Annotated in this window: 4 protein-coding genes; all 4 read left to right on the top strand. The window is 58.4% G+C overall.

The genetic code is table 11. The features are described from left to right. Nucleotides 1–1,068 precede the first annotated feature (1,068 nt). Nucleotides 1,069–3,123, top strand: a complete 2,055-nt coding sequence (locus GOB81_RS17090; protein WP_018308134.1) for a ParB/RepB/Spo0J family partition protein — start codon at nucleotides 1,069–1,071, stop codon at nucleotides 3,121–3,123. 84 nt (nucleotides 3,124–3,207) lie between these two features. Then, the gene (locus GOB81_RS17095) at nucleotides 3,208–3,705 is read left to right on the top strand and encodes a DUF6878 family protein (RefSeq protein WP_010669160.1); all 498 of its coding nucleotides are present in this window, start codon (nucleotides 3,208–3,210) and stop codon (nucleotides 3,703–3,705) included. Beyond that, complete coding sequence (locus GOB81_RS17100) at nucleotides 3,695–4,057, top strand: DUF6915 family protein (RefSeq protein ID WP_010669161.1); 363 nt, start codon at nucleotides 3,695–3,697, stop codon at nucleotides 4,055–4,057. The genes GOB81_RS17095 and GOB81_RS17100 overlap by 11 nt, the downstream gene beginning before the upstream one ends. Before the next feature lie 127 nt (nucleotides 4,058–4,184). Next, the coding region (locus tag GOB81_RS17105; protein WP_173571430.1) for a DUF932 domain-containing protein at nucleotides 4,185–5,345 on the top strand (1,161 nt) is incomplete at its 3' end.

The following is a 5,345-nucleotide window of genomic DNA, read 5'->3' on the forward strand; positions in this document are numbered from 1 at the left end:
ATTGCTATGCCTGCCATACCACCGATGCATGGAACAATATTCGAGGGTATGGATGGTATAAGCACCATTAAATCTTACGAAATTTGCGTCAGAATATCGCCATTTAACGCGCGTGTGTGATGATGAAATCACTAGAAGCGGCGACATTGCCCAAAAAAGATATTGTAAATCAGAAAATATATCGAACGTTACGTATGATTATTTCGCACGTCGTAAACCTTTGAAGAAAGCAGTTGGCTTACTCTGGCCCGAATAGGGTTATTTCCAGGTTACGGCTAGATAGAAAAATTGACATTTCTTCAAAAAAATCTATAATTATTAGGACACTCCTAGAAGGGTTCAGGCTTTACTATATGCTTACCATTGATGATGGCGGAGGAACGTTATGATCGCATACTTGAGGAATTCGTTTAAAATAACGACGTGTATCTCTTTGATCGCTTTGCTTTCTGCATGTGGCACGACGACAGATCGTCGACTCACTGAGGACGAACAAAGTTGCCGGAGCATGGGGCATACTCCGGGAACGGCTGAGTTCAAGAACTGTCTGGCGGATTTAAATGCCAGAAGGTGTGCCACTTCCCGGCAAAAGGGGTGGGGCGAACATCACGATGCATCGCTGGACTGCACAAGATTGCCCTGAATACGCCGTTTATTATGTTGTGAAACATCGTTTGTGTATATCATTATATAATTAATAGGTGTCATGATGTCGCGATCCGGCTTGAGTCAGAAGCGCCGAATGGTGAGGCGTCGTTTTTGTTTGAGACATTCGGTAGCTTTTTCTGTGGATTACGGGTGGTCTAACATATTCTGTCGACGGTGCGGTTCATGTTGGTGTTCTGACTCGGATACAGATCGGACATCGCATCTTTTGTGATGTATACTGCGAGTACACATGTCCAGTTTCGGGGAGCAGATAACACAGGCTGGACGACCGACAAGAGGACGGTTAGCGACTTAATCGGCCTCGGGTTTTTCATGAAAAGTCAGAGGGTGGGAGTGATTTCATGACGGATTCAGGGGTGGGAGAGAGGCTTCCGCCCGTCCGTCACGGAGTGTTCCGCCATGGCGAGCGCCATCCAGAAAATCGCTCTCAATGCGTCCCGTGATATCCCTTTCAACAAACTGGTGCTGTCGCAGTCCAATGTGCGGCGTGTGAAGGCCGGCCTGTCGATCGAGGAACTGGCCCGCGACATCGAACGTCGCGGGCTGCTCCAGAGCCTCAACGTACGCCCTGTTCTGAACGATGATGGGACGGAGACAGGTTCCTACGAGGTGCCGGCTGGCGGCCGTCGCTTCCGCGCGCTCGAACTGCTGGTCAAGCAGAAGAAACTGGCCAAGACTGCCCCGGTGCCCTGTGTCGTGCGCGAGGCCGGATCGGCCATTCTCGCCGAGGATGATTCCCTGGCCGAGAACGTGCAGCGCGTGGCGCTGCATCCGCTGGACCAGTTTCGTGCCTTTCGGGACATGCTGGAGAAGGGCATGTCCGAGGACGAGATCGCCGCCGCGTTCTTCGTCGTGCCCACCGTGGTCAAACAGCGCCTGCGCCTGATGACCGTGTCCGACAAACTGCTCGAGATTTACGAGCAGGACGGCATGAAGCTCGATCAGCTCATGGCGTTTTCCATCAGTGATGACCATGCCCGTCAGGAGCAGGTCTGGGAGATTATCGCCCAGAGCCATAACCGCGAGCCCTATCTGATCCGCCGCATGCTGACGGAAAAAACCGTGCGCGCATCGGATCGCCGCGTGCGCTTCGTCGGGCTGGATGCCTATCTCGCTGCCGGTGGCCATGTCATGCGTGACCTGTTCGAGGCCGATGACGGCGGCTGGCTGCAGGATCCGACCCTCCTCGACCGGCTGGTGATGGACAAATTGGCTGGGGCGGCCGATGACATCCGCGCCGAAGGCTGGAAGTGGGTCGAGACGGCGCTGTCCTTCCCGTGGGGACACACGCGGGGCTTCGCGAGGATTGAAGGCTCGCCGGTTGTGCTCTCGGAAGAAGAAGCCGCCCGTCTAACCGCTCTGCACAGCGAGCAGGAAGCCATCGAGGCGGAATACGCACAGGCCGATGAGTTCCCCGACGACGTCGATACCCGGCTGGGGGAGATCGAACAGGCTATTGAGGCGCTGGAAGAACGCCCTGTGTCCTTCGATCCGGCGGAGGTGGTCCGGGCAGGGGCCTTTATCAGCCTGGATACTGATGCCACGCTGCTGGTCGAACGGGGCTTCGTCCGCCCTGAAGATGTGCCGGCGGAGCCCGAGGACGGCCCGGATACACCCGAGGGTGATGATGACGCGGTCGTCCATCACGGCGCGGGTGATGACGTCGAAGGAACTGGGACGGAAGGCGCCCCCGGCACCGAGCCCGAAGAGGAAGATGGGCTGAAGCCGCTGCCCGACCGCCTGCTGACAGAGTTGACGGCCTGGCGCACGCTGGCCCTGCGTGACGCGTTCGCCGGCAATCCGCACATCGCGTTGACCGAACTGCTCCACACGCTGGTGCGCGATCTCTACTGGCAGGTGTCGGGCGCGGATTGCCTGGAAGCCTATGTCCGGGAAATCCCGCTGCGGGTGCATTCGCCAGACATGCCGGGCAGTGTTCCCGCTCATGAACTTCGCCAGCGCAACGAGGGCTGGAAGCATGATCTTCCCGATGACGAGGATGCACTCTGGCAGTGGCTCGACGGGTTGGATGATACCAGTCGCCTGGCCCTACTGGCGCATTGCCTGTCTTTTGGCGTCAACGCGCTGCATGAATCGTCCCATGGTCCGTCTCTGGCACGTAGCGTCAGGGAGCGCCTGGCGCGAGCCGGCCGGCTGGCGACAGTGCTCCAACTCAATCCGGCCGAAGCGGGATGGCAGCCGACGGTGGAGAACTATCTCGGCCGTGTCACCAAGGCGCGTATCCTCGAAGCCGTACGCGAAGCACGCGGCGATGAGGCAGCGGCCCGCATTGCGCATCTCAAGAAAATGGACATGGCCAGTGAGGCCGAGCAGTTGCTGGACGGCTCCGGCTGGCTGCCCGAAGCATTGCGAACTGCTGGTTTGACCGACGGTCATCAGAAACAGGTCGCTGTTATCCCCATCGAAACCGCCACGAATATCGCGGCCGAATGACGGGCGCCTCGTAATTCATGACTCCGAACCTAACCGGCCCTGGCTTCGGTCAGGGCCGTCCTGCTGATCCAGGAGAAACAGGACATGACCAATCCAGGAAATACGCCTGAACGGGCCGATACCTTCACCGCCTTTTCCGAGCATTATGAGGCCTATCGGAAACGGCAACAGGAATTTGGAGCAGTCAATCGCAAAGCACTGTTTGATTGCCTTGATGCTGCTGGGATCGAAACAGCGGTGGTCACCTTCGATGGTTGCGGAGATAGCGGCCAGATCGAAGATATGGCGGTCACTCCGGAAACCGATAATACGGTTCTGGAAAACTGCATGCCTTACATCTCTGTCGACTGGCAATGTGCCACGTCGAAAACTGATGATTGCAGCGTCAAGGATGTCATTGAGAACGTCTGCTACGACCTGCTTTCCGAAGCGCACGGTGGTTGGGAAAACAATGATGGTGCGTATGGCGAGTTTACCTTTGACGTCGCGGGACGGTCCATCGCCCTGGAGTATAACGAGCGTTACACCGCCGTCGAAAACTACGGCCATGAATGGACGGAGGAAGGGCACCATGGCGCATAGTTATCATCATGCCCTCTCCTCTGTGCGGAAATGGGGCGGTACGGTAGAGGATTACCTGCCGTTGCATACATGGTTCGATGAATCGAAACTGATCACGGCGGACTTCCGGCACCGGGCGCTGCGACACCATGCGGAAGGCATCTTCCTTGCCGAAAAACTGTTCGGTGTCACACTCACGCTTTCGACCGGGCGGGCAGTGCCGACCCGGCTGATCGGCGAACAGCACGTCCGGGAAGATTTCGGGTTTATCCCGAGCTTTGCGGACTGGGTGAAGGAAATCCGACCCTGTCCATGGATGGGACGCGCCAGGCCTCTCGATGTAGAGCATGAAACACCGCACAGTATGAGCTGATGCGGGATTTCGAGAAAGCGGCTTCCGTTATCCGGAAGCCGCTTTTTTCGTGCCGGTCCGGCCGGGAAGGAGTGAGAGGGCGGCTTCGCCTCTGATGCCGAATATCCGGCAAGAGAGGAGAGTCCCCATGTCCGCTTCCATTCTGTCTTCCGCCCGCACGGGCTTCCGGATTGATCCCTCCCGTGGCGAACGCAGCGCCCGCGTATCGTCCGAATGGTTCTCGCGCCCCGATGACGAACGCTATCTGTCGCTGTCCGACCTGCATGCTGCCACGCTGGCGCGGGCAGACCGGGCCACGGCCCGCACGGTGGAAAGCCGCGCCATCCGCGTCGAGGCCTCGCGCGACAGTGTCGAGCGTCTGACCCTGACCGTGCCAGGACAGCATGAGCCGATCGCGCCGACGCATTGGTCCTTCGGCCAGATGTGCAGCCTGGTCAGCGCGCCGTCCTCCTATCTGCGCGACCTGCCGGCACCGCTGGCGGCGATCAATCTCCAGCACGGGCTGCTGTCGCACCGCGCCGAACTGGTGAAAACGCTGGAGACCGAAGACGGACGGGTAGAACTGCGCGCCGTGACCGGTCCGGATTATGGCCGCATCTGGGATCACGAATTGGTCGGGGCGGTGCGCAAGATCGCGGGTGACGGCACAGGCGATACCAACTGGAAGGTGCCGGGCGTCATCGACTGGGCCACCATGACCCATAATCCCTACGTCGATATCACCAAGGAAACTACGACGCTGTATGCGTCAGACAGGGACGTGTTCCTGTTCCTCGTGGATGATACGCATCCCATCGAGGCCGGACGCCTGCCCAATGGCGATCCCGATCTCTATTTCCGGGGTTTCTACGCCTGGAATTCGGAAGTCGGCAGCAAGAGCCTAGGCATTGCGTCATTCTATCTGCGCGGGGTGTGTCAAAACAGGATGTTGTGGGGCGTGGAAAATTTCGAACAGATCACCATCCGGCATAGTAAGTTCGCGGCCTCGCGCTTCGTGCATCAGGCGACACCAGCACTACGGAATTTCGCCACTGCCAGCCCGGCCTCGTTCGTCTCCGGCATTCAGGCCTCGCGTCGGGCGCTGGTCGCGAAAACAGATGAAGACCGCGAAAGTTTCCTGCGTCGTCGCGGGTTCTCGAAACCGGAAACCGCAAAGATCATCGAAACCGTGCTGCACGAGGAAGGGCGCAAGCCGGAGAGCGTGTTCGATTTCGTGCAGGGGATCACGGCGCTGGCGCGGACAAAGGCCAATCAGGACACGCGGCTGGATCTGGAGGAGAAGGCCCGC

This window comes from Acetobacter conturbans (assembly GCF_011516755.1).
In the GTDB taxonomy this organism is placed as follows: domain Bacteria; phylum Pseudomonadota; class Alphaproteobacteria; order Acetobacterales; family Acetobacteraceae; genus Acetobacter; species Acetobacter conturbans.

What these genes read in the sequence shown, in the direction of transcription:
- GOB81_RS17095 (WP_010669160.1), top strand. Translation starts at nt 3,208, where the DNA reads ATGACCAATCCAGGAAATACGCCTGAACGGGCCGATACCTTCACCGCC.
- GOB81_RS17090 (WP_018308134.1), top strand. Translation starts at nt 1,069, where the DNA reads ATGGCGAGCGCCATCCAGAAAATCGCTCTCAATGCGTCCCGTGATATC.
- GOB81_RS17100 (WP_010669161.1), top strand. Translation starts at nt 3,695, where the DNA reads ATGGCGCATAGTTATCATCATGCCCTCTCCTCTGTGCGGAAATGGGGC.